This window comes from Streptomyces sp. NPDC041124 (assembly GCF_055592385.1).
Genome location: NZ_JBVIYR010000001.1, coordinates 244,658 through 263,920, shown reverse-complemented (window position 1 = coordinate 263,920; position 19,263 = coordinate 244,658). Strand labels below are relative to the sequence as shown.

Here is a 19,263-nt window from a genome sequence, read left to right as displayed (position 1 = left end):
GTCATCGGGTCCTGCCATGCGGGATAATGGCCTGGAAGCAATGTGTTCGATGCCGGTGGCGTGTGTCCTGCTTCAGGGACCGCATGTGCCCTTCAGTGGGCCGTCGGCTCAGACGGTTTAGCTGGGTTTCAGGAAGGGGAACGAGCATGGCGGCCATGAAGCCGCGGACGGGTGATGGCCCGCTCGAGGTGACCAAGGAGGGGCGGGGCATCGTCATGCGCGTTCCGCTCGAAGGCGGCGGTCGGCTCGTCGTCGAGCTGACCCCGGACGAGGCCGACGCGCTCGGCGACGCCCTCAAGAAGGTCGTCGGCTGACGCGCAAGCGACCATACCCTTTCAGCCGCCCCGGTGCCGCACGCGGTACCGGGGCGGCTGTTTCGCGTGCGGGCGCGGCGCGGGGAAGGGGCGCCGCAGGGGCCGGCCGGTCACCGCTTCACGGCGCAGAGGAGCCCGTCCCCCACCGGCAGCAGTGACGACACCAGCTCCTGGCTCTCGCGGACGGCCCGCACCAGCTCCCGCAGCCGCAGTACTTCCGAGGGCTGCGGACCGGAGTCCACCGTGCGTCCGTTCGCGAAGAGACCTTCGAAGGCGACCAGGCCTCCCGGGCGCAGCAGACGCAGCGATTCGGCGAGATAGTCCTGGTACTCCTGCCGGTCGCCGTCGCAGAAGACCAGGTCGTAACCGGCGTCCGCGAGACGGGGCAGCACGTCCAGCGCGCGGCCGGGGATGAAGCGTGCCCGGTTGCCGGCGAAACCGGCCTCGCGGAACGCCTGCCGGGCGGACTGCTGGTGCTCCGGCTCCTGGTCGACCGTGGTCAGCACGCCGTCCGGCCGCATGCCGTGCAGCAGATGGATCCCGGAGACGCCGCAGCCGGTGCCGATCTCCGCGACCGCCTTGGCGTCCACGCTGGCGGCGAGCAACCGCAGGGCCGCGCCCGTGCCGGGCGACACCGAGCGCAGGCCTGCGTCGCGAGCCCGGTCCCGGGCCCAGTGCAGCGCCTCGTCCTCGGCGACATAGGCGTCGGCGAACGCCCAGCTCGTCTGCCGGTTGGCGGTAATGACCCTCTCCTGTCCCCGTGGTTGCCTGGGCGTGACTGTATCCGTTGGCGTCGGGAACCCGCAGATGGGACCGGTCGTTTGAAGGGGTGAGCGAGTGGTGTGCGCCATGACGGGGGGCAGGGAGTGGGCGAGGACGCCGAGCAAGTGCTGACGCAGCCGTACGAGCCGTGGCACCCCAGATCAAATTCTCGTAAAACCGCTTATCCGGAGCTAACGGGCGAGGTGGCTATGGTAGGGGCTCCACTGGACACCACCAGAGCCGACAGGGGAGGTGCGGCTGCACCTGTGGATCGCGGAGGAGTGCTGCGGCGCATCCTCGGATCGGCGGGCAGGCCGAAATCCGTGAACGACACCGCAGCTGACCACGACCGCGCCGGCGACCCGGCCCAGACCGCCACCTTCTCCGGCGACGCGGACGGGCAGGCGTGGACTCCGCCCAGCTGGGAGGAGATCGTCAGCATGCACAGCGGCCGGGTCTACCGGCTCGCCTACCGGCTCACGGGCAACCAGCACGACGCCGAGGACCTCACCCAGGAGGTCTTCGTGCGCGTCTTCCGTTCCCTGTCGACGTACACGCCGGGCACCTTCGAGGGCTGGCTGCACCGCATCACCACCAACCTCTTCCTGGACATGGTCCGCCGCAAGCAGCGGATCCGCTTCGACGCGCTCGGCGACGACGCGGCCGAGCGGCTGCCCAGCAAGGAGCCCTCGCCGCAGCAGGTGTTCAACGACGCCCACTTCGACGCGGACGTCCAGCAGGCGCTCGACACCCTGGCCCCCGAGTTCCGCGCCGCCGTCGTCCTGTGCGACATCGAGGGGCTGTCGTACGAGGAGATCGCGGCGACGCTGGGCGTGAAGCTCGGCACCGTCCGGTCCCGGATCCACCGCGGCCGTTCCCAGCTGCGCAAGGCCCTCGCACACCGCTCGCCCAAGGCACGCGCGGAGCGCCGCTCCTTCGTGCCGCGTGTTCCCGCACTGGGAGGAGGGGGCGCGAGCGCGTGAGCGGTTCACAGCCGAAGTCGGCCGAGGGACACCTCGCAGAGCAGCACCTGGGAGACCGACTCTCCGCCCTGGTGGACGGAGAGCTCGGTCATGACGCGCGTGAGCGCGTACTGGCACACGTCGCGACCTGCCCCAAATGCAAGGCCGAGGTGGACGCGCAGCGCCGTCTGAAGAACGTCTTCGCGGCGGCGGCCCCGCCGCCGCCCTCGGAGAGCCTCCTGGCCCGTCTCCAGGGGCTGCCGGGCGGAGGCGACCTCGGCGACGGCGGCTCACCGCTGGGCGGTGGCGGGCTGCCGGGCGGAGCCTCCGGGCGTTTCGGTCCGTCCGGGGTCTTCGGACCCAGGCGGAGCGAGCGCTTCGAGTTCGCGTACACGCCGGTGCGGCGGCACCCGCCGGTGGCCGCGGCGACCGGCCGGGGCCTCGGCGTCCACGACGTCAGCCGTCACGAGACCGACCGGCCGTCCTCCCGCGGACTGCGGTTCGCCTTCGTCGCCGCCGGAGCGGTGTCGCTGGCCGCGATCGCCCTGGGCGGCGTCACGGTGAGCGGGCCCGTCGACACGGAGACGCGCGGCTCGGGCAAGGGCAGCAACGTGACGCCCGTGCGGACCCAGGGCGCCGGCGCGGCGTCGGCGACGCCCGACACGCGCCGCCGTGGCGTCGGACCACTGCTGGGGCAGCTGACGGGCCACAGCGGACTGGGACACACCCCCGTCGCCCCGACCTCCGCGGCCGCACCGCTGCTGCCCGGTCTGCCGGCGCAGACCACGGGCGGCGCGACAGCGGTGTCCCCGCTGATACGCCCGCTCGGCACCGCCCCGCCGCTCACCCTGACCGCCTGGGCCGCGTCCGCCGGCCTCCGGGCACCCGGGCCCGTCACCGCCGGTACGACGCCGGAGCCGACGCCCGCCCGCACGGCCCGCTGACCGTTCACTGCGCAGGGGCGCGCGAACCTGGTTGAATTCCAGGTGGCGCGCCCAGGCCCCTCCGGCCGGGCGCCGAGTCAGTGTCCAGCTGTGGGGAGAGCATGAACCAGGGGAAGCCGGGCCCACCGGGGGATGAGCCGACCGCGCGTCCGGAGACACCCGAGGGGGACTTCGAACTGCCGAGCCCGGCCCGGGCAGCCGCCCACGACGAGGGCGACTACGAACTGGAGCGCCCCCAGCCGTCCGGCCCCGGGACCACCCTCCCTCCGGCCGGGACCGCGGCCCCGGCCGCCCGACCCGAGGCGCCGGACGAGGGTGCGGCTCCGCTTTCCCCCGGCGCCCCCGGCCCCGAAGCCGCCGTGAGCGGCGCACCGGGCCCCGGGACGACCCCTCCGGTGCCCGCCGGAGCGTCAGGCGCCGACGACCGCCACCCGGCGGACTCCGTGGCCGAGCGGGGCGGCGTGACGGGCGGCCAGGGTGTTCCTCCGGCCGGAGCGGATGCGGGCGCCGGGCCGGCCGAGGGGCAGGCGCGGCCGCTGCACGATCCCGACCCCTACAGCACCCCGCCGTACGGCGAACCGGGCCCCTGGGCGCCCGCACCGCCCGTGCAGCACCCGGGGAACACCCCCGCGCACGGTGTGCTGGGCTCCGCCCCGCCACCGGCCGTGGACGCGGCCCCGCCCGCCCCCGCCCCGGCGCACGCGGACACCCCGGCGGTCACCCCGCCCGCCGACCCCTGGGGCCGCTACGACCCCTGGGCGGCCGCCGCGGCCACGCCGTTGCAGCAGGCCGAGCCCGCCCTGCCGGACCGGAAACGGCAGCGCGGGCGCACCCGGCGGACGCTCGTCGCGGGCGCGCTGCTGCTCGCCCTCGTGTCCGGCGGCGTCGGCGGGATCGTCGGCGCCCATCTGGAGCGCAACGGCGGCATCGGGACCGTGGAGCTGCCACAGGCCGCCAAGAACGACGCCGGGCGCGACCCCGCGAGCGTCGCCGGCATCGCCGCCGAGGCCCTGCCCAGCGTCGTCACCCTGCACGTCAGCGGCGCCGGAGCGGCCGGCACCGGCACCGGCTTCGTGCTGGACGAGCGCGGCCACATCCTCACCAACAACCACGTCGTCGAGCCCGCCGGCGACGACGGCGACATCACCGTCACCTTCCACAGCGGTGACACCGCCGAGGCCACCGTCGTCGGCCGGGACAGCGGCTACGACCTCGCCGTGGTCAGGGTGAAGGGCGTCAGCGGGCTCGCCCCGCTGCCCCTCGGCAACTCCGACAACGTGCGCGTGGGCGACCCCGTCGTCGCCATCGGCGCCCCCTTCGACCTGGCCGGAACCGTCACCTCCGGCATCATCAGCGCCCGCGAGCGGCCCATCACCGCCGGCGGCGAGAAGGGCGACGGCAGTGACGTGTCGTACGTCGACGCCCTCCAGACCGACGCGCCGATCAACCCCGGCAACTCCGGTGGTCCCCTGCTCGACGCCGGAGGCCGGGTGATCGGCATCAACTCCGCGATCCGCTCCGCCGGCGGCGGCGACGCCCCCGACGGCGGCGGCCGGGCCGGTTCCATAGGACTCGGCTTCGCCATCCCGGTCAACCAGGGCAAACGCGTCGCCGAGGAACTGATCAACACGGGGAGGGCGACCCATCCGGTGATCGGCATCACCCTCGACATGGACTACAGCGGAGACGGCGCGCGCGTCGCCGCCCGGGGCAGCGGGGGCGGACCCCCCGTCACCGCCGGCGGCCCCGGCGCCAAGGCGGGGATCAGGGCCGGTGACGTCATCACGGAGGTGGACGGCCGCCGCGTCCACTCCGGCGAGGAGCTCATCGTCAAGACCCGCGCCCACCGCCCCGGCGACCGGCTGGAGCTCACCGTGGAGCGGGACGGTAAGGAGCGGAAGGTCTCCCTGGTGCTCGGTTCCTCCGGCGGCGACTGAACCACGACGGGGCCCGGGACAGTACCGGTCGTACGGGGTGGCCGGGTACCGTGGACCCGGCCCGGACCACGGACAGAGCACAGGCCGGCACCGAGGGCCGAGGACCGAAGGCATCGCGAGGAGCTTCAGGTGTTCAATGACATAGGACCGCTCGAGCTGGTGACGCTCATCGTCCTCGCCGTGCTCGTCTTCGGTCCGGACAAGCTCCCCAAGGTCATCCAGGACGTGACCCGTACGATCCGGAAGATCCGGGACTTCTCGGACAGCGCCAAGCAGGACATCCGGGAGGAGCTCGGCCCGGAGTTCAAGGACTTCGAGTTCGAGGACCTCAACCCCAAGACGTATCTCCGCAAGAAGCTGGACAGCGACGAGCTGGGGCTGAAGGAGATCCGTAGCGGCTTCGACCTGAAGAAGGAGATGGCCGAGGTCACGGACGCCGTCCACGGCCGCGAGAGCGAGGCCGCGCCGGCCTCCGCCGACCCCACCGGTGGCCGCGTGGACATGACCAAGAAGCCGGAGCGTGCGGCGGCCGCCGACGACCGCCCGCCCTTCGACATGGACGCCACCTGATCCACGGGCCCGGACGCCGCGTGCCCGACGGCACCGGGCGTACGCCCCCGCGCACGTGACGCGTTTCATACTCCACCCGGGCCCCGTGCGGCCCGATCCGGACGTCCGGGTGACCCACGTGCCGGGCGGTTTCCCGACCTGTGGCCACAAGGTGACTATGCTGCCGAGTTGTTGTGCGGAGCGGACGAGTACGCCCGAAGGGGGGCGGGCCGCCCGGTCCGACGAGAGCGAGGAGGCGTCCGGGCACATGGAGACGACGAGTTCGGCGGTCGCGCAGGCGCCGGCCGCGGAGGACGGACAACACGTCCCCTCCGCCCGGCGTACGGTCGACGGCTATCTGCGTGCACCGTTCCCCTGGTACGGCCTCGACGAGGCCTTCACGGGCCCGCGCTGGCTGATGCAGGTCGGACTGGCCGCCGACGGAGCCGTGGAGCACGGATCGGTCGGCCACGGCGACGAGCCCTCGGTGCGCAGCGAGGTCGTGGCCGGCGGCGACCCGGAGGCCAAGGAGAAGTTCGCCGTCGTGGTGACCGTGGCCGCCAACCCGGTCCGCCGCAGCGCCGACGGCACCGGGCTGCTGGAGGCCACCTCGGTGTCCTCCGCCGCCTGGCTCGCCGGTGTCGGACTGCTGTCCTTCACCTGGCCCGGCCAGATGGACCACTCCCTGCGCGACGACTGGCTGGAGCAGCAGACCGAGACCGCCTGGGCCCTCGCCGACGACATGGAGGGCGAGGACTGGTCGACCCTGTCCCTGCCCGTGGACGGGGTGCCGACCCCGTTCCACTACCGGGAGTCCGAGTTCGGCTGGGTGCTCGCCGGTTCCACGCGGACCGGCGTGCACGTCGGCGCGTACGGCAGGGGGATGAGCGCCTACGGCCTGGGCTTCGCCGTGGTCAAGGACATCGCCGCGTACGACGACTGAGCGATCCCCGCACCGAGCGTGTACGCCGAAGGGCGCCGTCCACGCGGACGGCGCCCTTCGGCGTCACCACCCTCAGAACTTGTTGCGCGGGGTGATCCCCAGGGACATGCCCGACAGGCCCCGCTGGCGGCCGCCCAGCTTGCCGGCGATCGAGCGGAGCGCCGAGCCCGCCGGGGAGTCCGGGTCGGACAGCACCACGGGCTTGCCCTCGTCGCCGCCCTCGCGCAGCCGGACGTCGATGGGGATGGCGCCGAGCACCGGCACGTTCGTACCGGTCGTGCGGGTCAGGCCCTCGGCGACCGTCTGGCCGCCGCCGGTGCCGAACACGTCGACCATCTCGCCGCAGTGCGGGCAGGGCAGCCCGGACATGTTCTCCACCACGCCGACGATCTTCTGATGCGTCTGCACCGCGATCGAGCCCGCCCGCTCGGCCACCTCGGCCGCCGCCTGCTGGGGCGTGGTGACGACGAGGATCTCCGCGTTCGGCACGAGCTGGGCCACGGAGATCGCGATGTCACCCGTGCCCGGCGGCAGGTCGAGCAGCAGCACGTCCAGGTCGCCCCAGTACACGTCCGCCAGGAACTGCTGAAGCGCGCGGTGCAGCATCGGGCCGCGCCACACCACCGGCGCGTTGCCCGGAGTGAACATGCCGATGGAGATGACCTTCACGCCGTGCGCCGACGGCGGCATGATCATGTTCTCGACCTGGGTGGGGCGCCCGTCGGCGCCCAGCATGCGCGGCACGGAGTGGCCGTAGATGTCGGCGTCCACGACACCGACCTTCAGGCCGTCGGCCGCCATCGCCGCCGCCAGGTTCACCGTCACCGAGGACTTGCCGACGCCGCCCTTGCCGGACGCCACCGCGTACACCCGGGTCAGGCTGCCGGGCTTGGCGAAGGGCACCTCGCGCTCGGTCTGGCCGCCGCGCAGGGCGCTGGCCAGCTCCTTGCGCTGCTCGTCGCTCATGACGTCCAGCGTGACCTCGACGCCGGTGACGCCCTCGACCCGGGAGACCGCGTCCGTCACGCGCTGCGTGATGGTGTCCCGCATGGGGCAGCCGGACACCGTCAGGTACACGGCGACCGCGACCGCACCGTCCGCACCGATCTCCACCGATTTGACCATCCCGAGCTCGGTGATGGGCCGGTTGATCTCGGGGTCGTTCACCGTCGCCAGTGCTTCGCGCACCGCGTCTTCCGTAGCCATACCGACGATGGTACGGCGCCGGGTGCGCCCGCCGGTAAGGACGTCAGCGGTCGTCTGCGTCACGTCCCGGTGGCCGTTCCGCCCGCATCGCCGGGAACGACCCGTGCTGGTCCTTGTGTCCGTTCTGCCGCGCCTCCATGTCCTTGACCATGTCGTGCAGCTCGGAGCGGATCCAGTCGCGGGTGGCCACCTCCCCGAGACCGATCCGCAGTGCGGCGATCTCCCGGGTCAGGTACTCGGTGTCCGCGATGGACCGCTCGTTCTGCTTGCGGTCCTGCTCCAGGTTGACCCGGTCGCGGTCGTCCTGCCTGTTCTGCGCCAGCAGGATCAGCGGGGCCGCGTAGGAGGCCTGGAGGGACAGCATCAGGGTCAGGAAGATGAACGGGTACTCGTCGAAGCGCAGCTCCTTCGGCGCAAAGACGTTCCACAGCACCCACAGGATGATGACGAACGTCATCCAGACGATGAACCGCCCGGTGCCCAGGAACCGCGCGACGCTCTCCGACAGCCGTCCGAAGGCCTCCGGGTCCCATTCGGGCAGGAACCGGCGCCTGGGCGGCCGCGGCTGGTCCAGCCGGGGCGTGCGCGGCCGTCCGGCGGCCGTGGCGCCCGCGGGCAGCCGCTCGCGTGCGCCGTCGCGCTCAGCCGCCATCGGGCACCGCCTCCTCGCCGTCGAGGTGGAACTCGGTCTCCCGCCAGTCGTCGGGCAGCATGTGGTCCAGCACGTCGTCCACCGTCACCGCGCCCAGCAGCGCCCCCGACTCGTCGACCACGGGCGCCGCCACCATGTCGTACGTGGCGAAGAACCCGGCGACCACGGGCAGGGCCGCGTCCGGGTCCAGCGGTTGCAGATCGTCGTCCAGCATCGAGCCGACCAGCGTGTACGGGGGATCGCGCAGCAGCCGCTGGAAGTGCACCGTGCCCAGGTACTTGCCGGTCGGCGTCTCCTCGGGCGGGCGGCAGACGTACACCTGCGCGGCGTGCGCCGGGGACAGGTCGGGCTCGCGGATCCGCGCCAGGGCGTCGGCGACGGTCGCGTCGGGCCGCAGCACGATCGGCTCGGTCGTCATCAGACCGCCCGCCGTGTGCTCCTCGTACGACATCAGGCGCCGCATGTCGGCGGCGTCGGCGGGCTTCATCAGGCTCAGCAGGCGCTCCTGGTCCTCCTCCGGCAGCTCACCGAGCAGGTCGGCCGCGTCGTCGGGGTCCATGGCCTCCAGGACGTCCGCGGCACGCTCCTCCTTCAGCTTGCCGAGGATCTCGATCTGGTCGTCCTCGGGCAGCTCCTCCAGCACGTCGGCGAGCCGGTCGTCGTCGAGGGCGGCGGCCACCTCCGCCCGCCGTTTGGGGGAGAGGTGGTGCAGGACGTTGGCGAGGTCGGCGGGGCGCAGCTGCTCGAAGGTGGCGAGCAGGTTCTCGGCGCCCTGTCCCTGCTCCTCCAGGGAGAAGCCGGTCACCGCGGACCACTCCACGGTCAGCGCCTCGCCCTTGCCGCGCCGGAACGCGCCGCCCTTCTTCCCCTTGCGCACGAAGACCCGGTCGATCTCCCACTCGCGGCGGGCCTGCAGCTGATGCACCGACAGGTCCAGGACGGTGACCTCCTCGCCGCTCTCCACGAGCGTCACCCGCCGGTCGAGGAGCTCCCCGAAGACGAGCCGCTCCGTGGGCCGCTGCTCGAAGCGCCGCACATTGAGCACCCCGGTCGTGATGACCTGGCCGGACTGCACCGCGGTCACCCGGGTCATGGGCAGGAAGATGCGGCGGCGGGTGGAGAGTTCGACCACCAGACCGAGCAGCCTCGGGGGCCGCCGGCCGGGCCGCAGGATGACGACGAGATCGCGCACGCGCCCCACCTGGTCGCCGGCCGGGTCGAAGACGGCGACACCGGAGACGTGGGAGACGAAGAACCGGGGGGCACCCGCTGCCATGGCGGCGGCTCCTTTGCGTGCGGGGTCTTTCGTTGCCGTGTACTGCCTGCTGCGTTCGTTTTCCGGATTGCCCGCTCGGGTGGGCTTCAGGCTAGCCCGTCCCGATCGGCGGTGCGCTCGCGGCCGGTCCGGACGGACTGGCTCCGCCCGGCCGCGAGCGCACCGGTACTCTGCGGTACGCCGTTCAGGTCCCCCGTAAGAGAGGCAGCCCACCTGTGATTCCGATCTCCCCGGGCCGATCCCGCAGGGCCGCGCTGGCCGGTGCCGTGTGCGCACTGCTCGTGACGGGGACGGCGCTCACGGGATGCTCCGAGGATCCGAACGAGGGCACCAACGGGGTCGGCAGGCTGCCCGCCGACCAGATCCGGAACAGGGCGCAGAAGGCCGCCGATTCGGTCGGCACGGTGCGGCTGCACGGCAGCGTGGTCAGCAGCGGACGCACGTACACGCTCGACATGCGGCTGAAGGAGGAGGGCGGCGTCGGCTCGGTCACCACCAAGGGGGAGACCTTCCGCCTGCTGCGGATCGACGACGAGCTGTTCCTGAAGGCCGACGCCGGGTTCTGGGGCCAGGGGGCCGACGGGGCCGAGGGCGGGTCGGGCGGCGAGGCGGACGCGGCGGCGGCCGAGAAGCTCGCCTCGAAGTACGTGAAGGTCCCGCAAGGTGATCCCTCGTACAAGAAGTTCATCGGCTTCACCGACAAGAGTGTGCTGCTCAGTGGTCTGCTGACCCTGCACGGCACGCTGGCCACCGACGGCCACCACGAGCAGTCCGGCGTGCGCACCATCCGGGTCACCGGCGACGAGGGCTCCGGAGGCACCCTGGACGTCTCGCTCGAGGGCAAGCCCTACCCCGTGCGCCTGGTGCGGGCCGGCGAGGCGGGCACCCTCACCTTCTCGGCCTGGGGCACCGACTTCCCGCTGGAGAAGCCGGCCGAGGACGAGACCCTGGACTACGGGAAACAGCTCCCGACGTCCTAGGCACGGTGTCCCGGGAGAGCACACCTAACCCCGGCGCCGCTTCCTCTTCAGCAGCAGCCGGGGCAGTCCGGCCGGGACCGGCCGGCGGGTCGTCACCGGGGTCGGCAGCGGAGCCTCGGCCAGGGAACCCTCGGGGAGCGGCGACGTCGCCCCCGTCGGCTCCAGCCGCAGCACCCGGCACTCGCGGGCCCAGCGCTCGGGCATCGCCTCGGCGTCGGGCGCGTTGAGCCGCTTGCCCTTGAGTTCGGCGACCGCCGCGGCCCACGCCTCGGAGTGCGGCGCCAGCTCCACGACCGTCGCGGCCCACGTCACCAGCCGGCCGCCCTTGTCCTTGCTGCGCACCGTCACCTCGGCGGGCCCGCCGTCGGCCAGCCCCGGCAGCGGCTGCTCCCCGGGTCCGTCACCGACCACGCACGCGGCGCCCTCGTGCCACACGTGCCACAGCGCGCGGGCGGGAACGCCGGGGCCCCCGGCCCAGACGAGGCCGGACTTCTTCGTGGCCTCCTCGATGAGGGCCCGGTCGAGCAGCGCACCTGTCATGGGGGCAGCCTATCCAGGCCCGGTCCGGTCGCCCTCACAGCCAGCCGTTGCGCTTCAGGGAGCGGTGGATGCCCAGACAGATCGCCACCGTGACACCGAGGACCACCGGGTAGCCGTACTTCCAGTGGGTCTCCGGCATGTAGTCGAAGTTCATCCCGTACACCCCGCACACCATGGTCGGCACGGCGATGATCGCGGCCCACGAGGTGATCTTCCGCATGTCCTCGTTCTGCGCGACGGACGCCTGGGCGAGGTTGGCCTGGAGGATGGAGTTCAGCAGTTCGTCGAAGCCGACGACCTGCTCCTGCACCCGGGCCACGTGGTCGGCGACGTCCCGGAAGTACTTCTGGATCTCCGGGTCGACCAGCCGCATCGGACGCTCACTCAGCAGTTGCATCGGCCGCAGCAGCGGTGCCACGGCCCGCTTGAACTCCAGCACCTCACGCTTGAGTTGGTAGATCTCACCGGCGTCCGTACCGCGCGGGGTGCCCTTGCGGCCCGGCGAGAACACCTTCGTCTCGACCTCGTCGATGTCGTCCTGCATCGCGTCGGCGACCGCCATGTAGCCGTCCACCACGTGGTCGGCGATCGCGTGCAGCACGGCCGAGGGTCCTTTGGCCAGCAGCTCGGGGTCGTCCTGGAGGCGGTGCCTGAGGGCCCGCAGGGAGCCCTGGCCGCCGTGCCGGACGGTGATGACGAAGTCCCGGCCGGTGAAACACATCACCTCACCGGTCTCGACGACCTCACTGCTGGCGGAGAGCCGCTGGTGGTCGAGGTAGTGGACGGTCTTGAAGACCGTGAACAGCGAGTCGTCGTAGCGCTCCAGCTTGGGCCGCTGATGGGCCTGGACGGCGTCCTCCACGGCCAGCGGGTGCAGCCCGAACTCCTGCGCGATGTCCGCGAATTCGGCCTCGTTCGGCTCGTGCATGCCGATCCACACGAAGCCCCCGTCACGGCGTACGAGGCGCATCGCCTCCTGGGGGGTGAGCGGGCCGTCCCCGGCCTCCAGGCGGCGGCCGTCGCGGTAGACGGCGCAGTCCACGACGGCGCTGGCCGTCCCGGTGTCGCGGGTGGGGTCGTAGGGGCCGCTCTCCTTGCGCAGCGAGATGCGGGAGGAGGGACGGACCACGGCGCGCAGGTCGCGGATCATCGACATGGCGGGCTCCTTCGCGGGCAGGCAACGAAAGGCGCCGGAACGACGGGTGGAACAACCCGGAATGAGGACGTCCTGGACTGTGCGTGTGGGCACGTCCACAAAGCGGGGAGCACCGCACCGTCGCGGTGGCGAGCTTCGTCGCTGATTCAGCTACTGGGGCAGATCAGACGGAACGAAACGAAGTGCTCTTCCGATGGAGACGCGCGCGGAGAGTGAGGCGGCAGCCGGACAGGGAGCTACATCAGAGGGCGGAAGAGCGGGTGATACTGCACGGTCGACTTCGGTCCATGCCAGCCCCACCTCCTCCGGCCGGTCCCTCGTGAGGGACGATCCACGATCCCCTTGGGGGATTTCCCCGTGACCGGGGAGTGTCGTACAGCGTTCGGGACGATCGGACGCCACGTGCTGCCCGAATCACCGGGCAAGCGTATCAGCCGACTGCCGTGTCAAGGCCCCGCTTCGCCCCGTACCGACGAGTTCTATGCTCGCGGCATGGCTGATGTTCTTCCTCTGGTCGAGGCCCGGCTGCGCACGGCGCTGGGCGAACCGGACGCACGCGCGGCGGTGACCTTCCTGGGCACGGACCGGATCGAGGTGCTGCGCTTCCACGAGGGCGACATCGCGCGCTACGCCACCCTCGGCATGTCCGCGCAGCCCATGACCGACCCCACGGCTGTGGTCGCGGACCCGGTCAGGGGGCCGCGTGTCGAGCTGGTGCTGTCGGTGCGGGCCGGCGTCGCGGACACCGACAAGGTGCTCCGCCCGCTCGCGGTCCTGGCCGCGTCCCCGCAGGTCGAGGGCGTGGTCGTGGCCCCCGGCGCCTCGCTCGACGTGGGTGAAGCGCTGTGGCCCGGCGCCCCGTTCACCTCGGTGCTGGTCGCCGAGCCGGGCGGGCTGGTGGAGGACCTGGAGCTCGACGAGCCGCTGGACCCCGTCCGGTTCCTGCCGCTGCTGCCGATGACCCCGAACGAGGCCGCCTGGAAGCGCGTGCACGGCGCCCAGGCCCTCCAGGAACGCTGGCTGAACCAGGGCACGGACCTGCGCGACCCGTCCCGCAGGTCCGCCTCGCTGGACTGAGCCCGGCGGTCGGGACGCGTCGCCGCGATGGATGTGTTCATTCCACAAGATGAGTGCGCTGGACGGGTGATCGTCCTTGACGTGGCGCGGCAGAGCTAGGACCGTGGGGCCCTATGAGGGGCGAACCCAGTTGCCCGAAGTGCGGTGGCCGGGTCAGGGCTCCCGGCCTCTTCTCGGATGCCTGGCAGTGCGACGCACACGGCACCGTGCACCCGATGCAGCCCGTGATACCACCGAGCGTCGAGGCCCTCGAGGTCGTCGTGCACCGCACCAGAGTGCCGGTGTGGATGCCCTGGCCGCTGCCGGTCGGCTGGCTCTTCACAGGGGCGGCCAGCGCGGGCGACGACCGCAGCGGGGGCCGGGCGACCGCCGTCGCCTGTACTGGCCCGGGACCGCTCGGCGGCATGGGAGAGCTGATCCTGGTCGCCGAGGAGCTCGGCGTCGGCCTCGGCGCGCGGTACGCCGGCACGGACGGTCCGGACCCGGGCCCGTACATGAACGTCGAGAAGCCGCCCCAGGCGAAGGTGCTGGCCGCCGGCCGGCCGACCCCGCTCTGGCACGTCTCGGGGACGCCCGACGACCGTGCCGTGTTCGCCGGCGAGGCGCTCGGCATGTGGCTGTGGGCGGTGGTGTGGCCGGAGCAGTCCGGACTGCTGATGTACGACGAGCTGGTCCTGACCGACCTGCGGGACGCGGGGGCCGAGGTGGAACTGGTGCCCTGCGGGGCGCTCTCCCCGCGACTGCTGGAGGCCTAGCGACCCCGGAGCGAGGCATAGCGACCCCGGTGCGACGCGTGGCGGCGGATCGGTAGGGGGCGCGGGGCGGGTTCGGGTATGACGGAGGAGGTCACGGATCCGGTTATCCTGGAGCGTCCCCCTCCGTCCGTCACCGCCTGGAGTAACGCGTCGTGCGCATCGACCTGCACACCCACTCCACCGCCTCCGACGGTACGGACACGCCGGCCGACCTGGTCCGCAAGGCGGCCGCCGCCGGTCTGGACGTCGTCGCGCTGACCGACCACGACACCACCCGCGGACACGCCGAGGCGCTCTCCGTGCTGCCTGCGGGGCTCACCCTGGTCACCGGCGCCGAACTCTCCTGCCGGCTCGACGGCATCAGCATGCACATGCTGGCCTACCTCTTCGACCCCGAGGAGCCCGCGCTGCTCGCCGAGCGCGAACTCGTCCGGGACGACCGGGTGCCCCGCGCCAAAGGCATGATCGCCAAGCTGAACGCGCTGGGTGTGCCGGTCACCTGGGAGCAGGTCGCGCGGATCGCCGGCGACGGCTCGGTGGGACGGCCGCACGTGGCCTCCGCGCTCGTCGAGCTGGGGGTCGTGCCGAGCGTCAACGACGCCTTCACCCGTCAGTGGCTGGCCGACGGCGGCCGCGCGTACACGGAGAAGCACGAGACCGACCCCTTCGAGGCCCTGCGGCTGGTCAAGGACGCGGGCGGGGTCGCCGTCTTCGCGCATCCCGCCGCGGCCAAGCGCGGCCGGACCGTGCCGGAGTCCGCGATCGCCGCGCTCGCCGAGGCCGGTCTCGACGGCATCGAGGTCGACCACATGGACCACGACCCCGACACCCGGGCGCGGCTGCGCGGCCTGGCCAAGGAGCTCGGGCTCCTGGTCACCGGGTCCAGCGACTACCACGGCAGCCGCAAGACCTGCGTCCTCGGCGAATTCACCACCGACCCCGAGGTGTACGGCGAGATCACGCGCCGCGCGACCGGGGCGTTCCCGGTGCCGGGGGCCGGAGGAGTCTGATCCGCCCGGCGGGCCCGGCGCCGACGCGTCCGGGGCCGGCCCCTCACCCACTCGACCCACACCATTCCGCACGCGGGTCCCGTCGTGCGTGCGTATCGCCGCACGCGCTCTCGTGCGCCCCCGTACGTCTTCACCGGTTCTTCAGCAAGGCAGTCATGCTCGACATCGCCGTCTTCGGCTCTCTCTTCCTGACCCTGTTCGTCATCATGGATCCCCCGGGGATCACCCCGATCTTCCTCGCCCTGACCGCGGGCCGGCCCGCCAAGGTGCAGAAGCGGATGGCCTTCCAGGCCGTCTGCGTGGCCGGCGGAGTGATCACCGTATTCGGGCTGCTCGGCCATCAGATCCTGGCCTACCTGCACGTCTCGGTGCCCGCGCTGATGATCGCGGGCGGGCTGCTCCTGCTCCTGATCGCCCTCGACCTGCTCACCGGCAAGACCGACGAGCCCCAGCAGACCAAGGACGTCAATGTGGCGCTCGTCCCGCTGGGCATGCCGCTGCTCGCCGGACCGGGGGCGATCGTGTCGGTCATCCTGGCCGTCCAGAAGGCCGACGGCGTCACCGGGCAGCTCTCGGTGTGGTCGGCGATCCTCGCCATCCACGTCGTGCTGTGGCTGGTGATGCGTTACTCGCTGCTGATCATCCGGGTCATCAAGGACGGGGGAGTCGTCCTGGTGACGCGTCTGGCGGGCATGATGCTGTCCGCGATCGCGGTGCAGCAGATCATCAACGGCGTCACCCAGGTGATCCAGGGCGCCTGAACGCCGCACCGGCGCGGAGACGCGCGGAGCCCCCGTACCGCTGGCGGTACGGGGGCCTCGAAGCATGCGATCCAGGGTCTCCCGGCCCGTGTGGCCGGTGTCCCCGCGCGACGGGCGTTACGAGGCCGGTGTGTCGGCCGGGCGGATCCACAGGCGCTGTCCGATGGCGGCGGCCTGCTGCACGATGCTGTTGACGGAGGCGGCGTCCACGACGGTCGAGTCCACGGGTGTGCCGTCGACGTCGTCGAGTCGCATGATTTCGAAGCGCATAGGGCTTCTCCCTTCGTCTGGTCATCCTCCTGGAGGAGAACTACTGGGTGGGCGGCCCACGGGCATCCGGGGCCCGTGTTTCCTGAACGGTTCAACGGCATCCGTGGCGCAGACATTCCCTATGCTAAAGAAAATGTTCAATCGACTAAATACTGACGAGTAAGGGTTTCGAAGAGGACCGACCGGGACCGGTTGTGTTCATAGCGTGACCACCGGGACAATGGACGTGATGAACGACGACCTCGCGGCCCTGCACGCCCGTATCGACCGCACGAACGAACTGCTTCAGCGCATGCTCGCCGAGGTGGCGAAGACACCCTCGACCCATGCGATCTTCGTCGACGCCGGGTACCTGTACGCCGCCGCGGGCCGGCTCGTGGCCGGGACGGAGGACCGCCGGGCCTTCGACCTCGACGCCGAAGGACTCATCGACGCGCTGATCGACCGGGCGCGCACCATCTTCGCCGACAGCAGGCTGCTGCGCGTCTACTGGTACGACGGGGCCAGGCGCCGCATCCACACCGCCGAGCAGCAGACCATCGCCGAACTCCCCGACGTCAAGGTCCGCCTCGGCAACCTCAACGCCAACAACCAGCAGAAGGGCGTCGACTCCCTGATCCGCACCGACCTGGAGTCACTGGCCCGGCACCGCGCCATCAGCGACGCGGCCCTGCTCGGCGGCGACGAGGACCTCGTCTCCGCCGTCGAGGCGGCACAGGGCTACGGCGCACGGGTCCACCTCTGGGGCATCGAGGCGCCCGAGGGCCGCAACCAGGCGGAGCCGCTGCTCTGGGAGGTCGACAGCCAGCGCACCCTCGACCTCGACTTCTTCAAGCCCTACGTCTCCCGGCGCACGGCACCGGCGTACGACGCCACCACGGGCCGGCCCACCCGCGAGGACGTCCGGTTCGTCGGTGCGCAGATCGCCGCGAAGTGGCTGGGCGCACGCGGCCGGGAAGCCATGGCGGAACTCCTCCCCGGCCATCCCTATCTGCCCGGGTCCGTCGACCAGGACCTGCTGGTGGAGGCGGAGAGCCTGCTCCAGTACTCCCTGCGCGGCCAGGCGGACCTGCGCCGCTCCCTGCGCGACGGCTTCTGGGCCCATCTTCAGGCGCAGTGCTAGCGGGAGGCGTCCCAGAAGTCGGCGAGGGCACGGGCGGTCGGCGCGGGCCGGTCGACGGCGGGTGAGTGCTCGGCGCCGTGGACGACCGTGCGGTGCGCGCCCAGCCGCAGGGCCATCACGTCGAGGTCCGGCACCGGCCAGGTGTCGTCGCGTTCACCCGACAGGACGTGGAACGGCAGCGGCACGGCGGCGAGTTCGGTGACGCGGTCCGGTTCGGTACACAACTGTCGTCCGGTCGAAAGCAGTTGCGCGGGCTTGGTGCCCAACCAGCGCTTCCTGAGCCACTGCTGACCCCCGATCCCGCGGGCCGGCCCGCCGACCTCCTCCGGCGGGCCCATGGCGAGGATCGCCTCCCAGCACTCCGCCATCGACATCACCGCGAGCGCGTCCCGCAGCAGCTTCACCCGCTGCTCCTGGGAGGCGGAGATCCGGGCCGGCCCCGAGGAGAGGAGGGTGAGGGTGCGGAAGGGGGTGGGGTCGAGGAGGACGGCGGCCCGGGCGATCTGACCGCCGAGCGAGTGCCCGACCAGGTGCACGGGCACGTCCAGCGCCTCCGCCTGGGCGAGCACGTCCCGCGCCAGCCCTTCCTGCGCGTAGGCGGACTCGTCGTCCGAGGGCCCGTCCGACTCGTACTGCCCCCGCCCGTCCACGGCGACGGTGCGATAGCCGCGCGCGGCGAGCGGCTCGTGCACCAGCGCGAAGTCCTCCTTGCTGCCGGTGTACCCGGGCAGCAGCAGCACGGTCCCGCGGGCCGTGGCCCCGGGGGCGGGCGGCACGTCCACGACGGCGAACTCACCACGGGCGGTGCGCAGTCGGCGTGAGCCGGAGGGCAGGACGGGGGCGGAATGGCTGGTCACGTGGGTGAGGGTAGCGGGTGCGACCACAGCGGCGGCCGGCGCCGGACGGGACCTCCGGGCGACGCCCCGTCCGCCGCGGCCGACAGGGCACGGCGGGCACGGCGGGCGCGGCGACGAGCCGCCGCCGGCGGTCACGCGGAAGGCCCGCCGAGGCGGGCGCGGGCGGGCTCTGGGGGTGTGCGTGGGCCTTCCTGGCCGCTTGGCCGGCGGGTGAGGGAGAACCGCTCGGACGGACAGCCTGACGCACCGCGGGGTGAGCGCGGTTCGGGAGGGGGAGCGGCGGCCGGGGCCGGGCGGACGGTCCTGTGCCGCGGGACGGGACGGGACGGGGCAGAGCGCGGGCGGGGGGCTGTGGGGCGGACATGCCGACGGCCCGGTCCCGCGCGTGGGGACCGGGCCGTCGGGGTGGGTGCGTCAGCCCTCCGCGGGTTCCGCGGCGGCCGTGGCCTTCCGGGCACGGCGGACCCGGGGCTTCGCCTCCTCGGTGGCCTCCGTCGCCGGCGCGGACTGCGCCGGGATGTCGGCGGCGGCCTTGCGCGTGCGGCGCGGCTTGGCCTCGGCGGCCTCCGTGGTGTCACCGTCCGCGGTGGCGGCTGCCGCCTTGCGCGTGCGCCGGGGCTTGGCCTCGGCGGTGTCCACGGCGGCTTCCGCCTTCTTGGCGGCCGTCTTGCGCGTGCGGCGCGGCTTGGCCTCCGCGTCCTCGGCCTCCGGCGCCGTCTGCGCGGGGATCCCGACGGCGACGGCCGGCTCCGCCGGCTCGGCGGCCTTGCGGGTGCGGCGGCGCGGCGTGGCCCCGGTGGCCTCGGCCGTGTCGACGGCCGCGGTGGCGGCTGCCGTCTTGCGCGTGCGCCGGGGCTTGGCCTCGGCGGTGTCGACGGCCTCCTCGGCCTTCGCCGCGGCGGTCTTGCGGGTGCGGCGCGGCTTGGCCTCCGCCTCCTCGACGACCGTCTCGGCCTTCGGGGCGGCCTTGCGGGTGCGCCGGGGCTTGGTCTCCGTCGTCTCGACCGGCTCGGCGTTCGCCTCGGCGGTGTCGAGCACCGTTTCGGCCTTCGCCGCCGTCTTGCGGGTGCGCCGGGGCTTGGTTTCCGCGGCGCCGACCGGCTCGGCGTTCGCCTCGGCGGTGTCGAGCACCGTTTCGGCCTTCGCCGCCGTCTTGCGGGTGCGGCGCGGCTTGGTTTCCGCGGCGCCG

General features: G+C 72.7%; 20 protein-coding genes and 1 pseudogene. 12 read left to right on the top strand and 9 right to left on the bottom strand.

What is annotated here, in order from left to right; genetic code table 11:
* Nucleotides 1-146 precede the first annotated feature (146 nt).
* Entirely contained in the window at nucleotides 147-314 is a 168-nt protein-coding gene (locus ACZ6A9_RS01250; RefSeq protein WP_003966491.1) for a DUF3117 domain-containing protein, read from the top strand.
* 110 nt (nucleotides 315-424) lie between these two features.
* On the opposite strand, the gene ACZ6A9_RS01245 is transcribed toward ACZ6A9_RS01250, so the two are convergent.
* Entirely contained in the window at nucleotides 425-1,231 is an 807-nt protein-coding gene (locus ACZ6A9_RS01245) for an O-methyltransferase (protein ID WP_468976158.1), read from the bottom strand.
* A gap of 168 nt (nucleotides 1,232-1,399) precedes the next feature.
* Here ACZ6A9_RS01245 and sigE point away from each other — a divergent pair, with 168 nt between their 5' ends.
* From sigE to ACZ6A9_RS01220, 5 genes are all read left to right on the top strand, one after another.
* A complete protein-coding gene (gene sigE / locus ACZ6A9_RS01240; RefSeq protein WP_468976155.1) occupies nucleotides 1,400-2,059 on the top strand; it encodes an RNA polymerase sigma factor SigE in 660 nt (219 codons plus the stop codon).
* The gene (locus tag ACZ6A9_RS01235) at nucleotides 2,056-2,982 is read left to right on the top strand and encodes an anti-sigma factor family protein (protein ID WP_468976153.1); all 927 of its coding nucleotides are present in this window, start codon (nucleotides 2,056-2,058) and stop codon (nucleotides 2,980-2,982) included. The genes sigE and ACZ6A9_RS01235 overlap by 4 nt, the downstream gene beginning before the upstream one ends.
* A gap of 101 nt (nucleotides 2,983-3,083) precedes the next feature.
* Nucleotides 3,084-4,919 (top strand): S1C family serine protease, encoded by a 1,836-nt coding sequence (locus ACZ6A9_RS01230; RefSeq protein WP_468976151.1) that lies wholly within the window; start codon nucleotides 3,084-3,086, stop codon nucleotides 4,917-4,919.
* A gap of 129 nt (nucleotides 4,920-5,048) precedes the next feature.
* Entirely contained in the window at nucleotides 5,049-5,489 is a 441-nt protein-coding gene (locus tag ACZ6A9_RS01225; RefSeq protein ID WP_468976149.1) for a sec-independent translocase, read from the top strand.
* Nucleotides 5,490-5,736: 247 nt separating this feature from the next.
* Nucleotides 5,737-6,411, top strand: a complete 675-nt coding sequence (locus tag ACZ6A9_RS01220; protein ID WP_468976146.1) for a hypothetical protein — start codon at nucleotides 5,737-5,739, stop codon at nucleotides 6,409-6,411.
* 72 nt (nucleotides 6,412-6,483) lie between these two features.
* On the opposite strand, the gene ACZ6A9_RS01215 is transcribed toward ACZ6A9_RS01220, so the two are convergent.
* From ACZ6A9_RS01215 to ACZ6A9_RS01205, 3 genes are read right to left on the bottom strand one after another with little or no spacing between them, the layout of a single operon-like run.
* Complete coding sequence (locus tag ACZ6A9_RS01215; protein ID WP_468976144.1) at nucleotides 6,484-7,617, bottom strand: Mrp/NBP35 family ATP-binding protein; 1,134 nt, start codon at nucleotides 7,615-7,617, stop codon at nucleotides 6,484-6,486.
* A gap of 43 nt (nucleotides 7,618-7,660) precedes the next feature.
* A complete protein-coding gene (locus ACZ6A9_RS01210; protein ID WP_468976141.1) occupies nucleotides 7,661-8,269 on the bottom strand; it encodes a DUF1003 domain-containing protein in 609 nt (202 codons plus the stop codon).
* Nucleotides 8,259-9,545, bottom strand: a complete 1,287-nt coding sequence (locus ACZ6A9_RS01205) for a magnesium transporter MgtE N-terminal domain-containing protein (protein WP_468976139.1) — start codon at nucleotides 9,543-9,545, stop codon at nucleotides 8,259-8,261. The genes ACZ6A9_RS01210 and ACZ6A9_RS01205 overlap by 11 nt, the downstream gene beginning before the upstream one ends.
* 215 nt (nucleotides 9,546-9,760) lie before the next feature.
* Between ACZ6A9_RS01205 and ACZ6A9_RS01200 the strand changes: the two genes are divergently transcribed.
* Complete coding sequence (locus tag ACZ6A9_RS01200) at nucleotides 9,761-10,525, top strand: hypothetical protein (RefSeq protein WP_468976137.1); 765 nt, start codon at nucleotides 9,761-9,763, stop codon at nucleotides 10,523-10,525.
* 24 nt (nucleotides 10,526-10,549) lie between these two features.
* On the opposite strand, the gene ACZ6A9_RS01195 is transcribed toward ACZ6A9_RS01200, so the two are convergent.
* Nucleotides 10,550-11,065 carry a hypothetical protein gene (locus ACZ6A9_RS01195; protein ID WP_468976134.1) on the bottom strand — a complete coding sequence of 172 codons (516 nt, stop codon included), beginning with the start codon at nucleotides 11,063-11,065 and terminating at the stop codon, nucleotides 10,550-10,552.
* Nucleotides 11,066-11,099: 34 nt separating this feature from the next.
* Complete coding sequence (locus ACZ6A9_RS01190) at nucleotides 11,100-12,221, bottom strand: magnesium and cobalt transport protein CorA (RefSeq protein ID WP_468976131.1); 1,122 nt, start codon at nucleotides 12,219-12,221, stop codon at nucleotides 11,100-11,102.
* A 492-nt stretch (nucleotides 12,222-12,713) separates the two neighbouring features.
* On the opposite strand from ACZ6A9_RS01190, the gene ACZ6A9_RS01185 reads away from it, so the two are divergent.
* The 4 genes from ACZ6A9_RS01185 to ACZ6A9_RS01170 all read left to right on the top strand — a co-directional run bounded on the left by ACZ6A9_RS01185 (nucleotide 12,714) and on the right by ACZ6A9_RS01170 (nucleotide 15,824).
* Nucleotides 12,714-13,298 (top strand): suppressor of fused domain protein, encoded by a 585-nt coding sequence (locus ACZ6A9_RS01185; RefSeq protein WP_468976129.1) that lies wholly within the window; start codon nucleotides 12,714-12,716, stop codon nucleotides 13,296-13,298.
* A gap of 113 nt (nucleotides 13,299-13,411) precedes the next feature.
* Complete coding sequence (locus tag ACZ6A9_RS01180; protein WP_468976127.1) at nucleotides 13,412-14,053, top strand: DUF6758 family protein; 642 nt, start codon at nucleotides 13,412-13,414, stop codon at nucleotides 14,051-14,053.
* 152 nt (nucleotides 14,054-14,205) lie between these two features.
* Complete coding sequence (locus ACZ6A9_RS01175; RefSeq protein ID WP_468976124.1) at nucleotides 14,206-15,063, top strand: PHP domain-containing protein; 858 nt, start codon at nucleotides 14,206-14,208, stop codon at nucleotides 15,061-15,063.
* 155 nt (nucleotides 15,064-15,218) lie between these two features.
* Nucleotides 15,219-15,824 (top strand): MarC family protein, encoded by a 606-nt coding sequence (locus ACZ6A9_RS01170; RefSeq protein WP_468976121.1) that lies wholly within the window; start codon nucleotides 15,219-15,221, stop codon nucleotides 15,822-15,824.
* A 117-nt stretch (nucleotides 15,825-15,941) separates the two neighbouring features.
* Here ACZ6A9_RS01170 and ACZ6A9_RS01165 read toward each other — a convergent pair whose 3' ends face one another.
* Nucleotides 15,942-16,094: a hypothetical protein gene (locus ACZ6A9_RS01165; RefSeq protein ID WP_189559336.1), complete on the bottom strand. Its 153-nt coding sequence runs from the start codon at nucleotides 16,092-16,094 to the stop codon at nucleotides 15,942-15,944.
* 229 nt (nucleotides 16,095-16,323) lie between these two features.
* Here ACZ6A9_RS01165 and ACZ6A9_RS01160 point away from each other — a divergent pair, with 229 nt between their 5' ends.
* The gene (locus tag ACZ6A9_RS01160; RefSeq protein WP_468977915.1) at nucleotides 16,324-17,217 is read left to right on the top strand and encodes an NYN domain-containing protein; all 894 of its coding nucleotides are present in this window, start codon (nucleotides 16,324-16,326) and stop codon (nucleotides 17,215-17,217) included.
* Here ACZ6A9_RS01160 and ACZ6A9_RS01155 read toward each other — a convergent pair.
* Together ACZ6A9_RS01155 and ACZ6A9_RS01150 are read right to left on the bottom strand one after the other, a co-directional pair.
* Nucleotides 17,214-18,074 carry an alpha/beta fold hydrolase gene (locus ACZ6A9_RS01155; RefSeq protein WP_468976118.1) on the bottom strand — a complete coding sequence of 287 codons (861 nt, stop codon included), beginning with the start codon at nucleotides 18,072-18,074 and terminating at the stop codon, nucleotides 17,214-17,216. The two genes, ACZ6A9_RS01160 and ACZ6A9_RS01155, sit on opposite strands and share 4 nt — an antisense overlap.
* Nucleotides 18,075-18,488: 414 nt before the next feature.
* Nucleotides 18,489-19,263: pseudogene (locus ACZ6A9_RS01150) on the bottom strand (DEAD/DEAH box helicase); the annotation flags it as partial.